Source organism: Nocardia abscessus NBRC 100374 (assembly GCF_000308455.1).
Classification (GTDB): domain Bacteria; phylum Actinomycetota; class Actinomycetes; order Mycobacteriales; family Mycobacteriaceae; genus Nocardia; species Nocardia abscessus.
Genome location: NZ_BAFP01000124.1, coordinates 1 through 622, shown reverse-complemented (window position 1 = coordinate 622; position 622 = coordinate 1). Strand labels below are relative to the sequence as shown.

Sequence of the window (622 nt, the reverse complement as noted above, 5' to 3'; positions counted from 1 at the left end):
GTTGCCGGGTTCGGTGGCGCAGCGGTTTTTGCGGGAGAATCCGCGCACGGAACTGTTCAATTTGTATGGTCCGACCGAGGCGGCGGTGTCGATCACCAGTCATCGGGTGACTGTTGCCGACGAGACTTCCGTTCCGATCGGTGGTCCGGAGTGGAACAGTCGTGTGTTTGTGTTGGATGCGCGGTTGCGTCCGGTTGCGGTGGGTGTTTCGGGTGAGTTGTATTTGGCTGGTGCGCAGTTGGCGCGTGGGTATTTCGGTCGTGCGGATTTGACTGCGGATCGGTTTGTGGCGAATCCGTTCGAGTCTGGTGTGCGGATGTATCGCACGGGTGACTTGGTTGCGTGGAACGCCAACGGTGAACTCGAGTATCGGGGTCGTACGGATTTCCAGGTGAAGATCCGTGGTTTCCGTATCGAGTTGGGTGAGATCGAAGCCGCGCTGCTGGCGTTGCCGGAGGTCGCGCAGACGGCGGTGATCGCGAAGTTGGATCCGAAGACCGGTGACCGGCTGGTGGCTTACCTGGTGCCCGCCGATGCCGAAGCCGGTGTCGATGTGGTGCAGGTGAAGTCGGAGCTGACTGCCGGTTTGCCGTCGTACATGGTGCCCTCGGCGTTGGTGGTG

The 622-nt window shown here is 60.9% G+C and carries 1 protein-coding gene; it reads left to right on the top strand.

Annotated features, from left to right (window positions below; genetic code table 11):
• A partial coding sequence (locus ON19_RS25975; protein WP_043698357.1) for an AMP-binding protein occupies positions 1-622 on the top strand: 622 nt, incomplete at both ends.